The sequence below is a fragment of the Streptomyces sp. NRRL S-87 genome (genome assembly GCF_000719335.1).
Taxonomy (GTDB): domain Bacteria; phylum Actinomycetota; class Actinomycetes; order Streptomycetales; family Streptomycetaceae; genus Streptomyces.
The window spans coordinates 1-309 of record NZ_JOGB01000224.1; the positions used below are offsets into that span (position 1 = coordinate 1).

A 309-nucleotide genomic window follows, 5' to 3' on the forward strand; every position below is an offset into this window, starting at 1 on the left:
GTGCACGCTCCTCGTCATCTCGTCTCGGACTTCCCGCGGGCGCGGCAAGATGCGGCCATCGTGCCGGGAGGACCGGGAACGCGGTCCCGGCGGGTCAACTCCGCGCCATATCGGCCCAAGAGGTAGGAGCCAGTCCGGTCTGCCGCCGGAAGAAGGTGGTGAAGTTCCCGGTGTCGCGGAATCCGAGGTGGTGTGCGCAGCGGCCGACCGGTAGGTCGGTGTGGGCGAGCAGCCGTTTCGCTTCGAGCAGGATGCGCTGGTCGAGGAATGCCTTGGCGCCGGTTCCGGCGGTGGCGCGGGTCGCGCGGG

The 309-nt window shown here is 70.2% G+C and carries 1 protein-coding gene; it reads right to left on the reverse strand.

Translation table 11 applies throughout. From position 1 onward, the window contains the following. Positions 1-94 precede the first annotated feature (94 nt). Positions 95-309: helix-turn-helix domain-containing protein (locus IF43_RS40260; RefSeq protein WP_158939711.1), on the reverse strand; the 215-nt coding region annotated here is incomplete at its 5' end.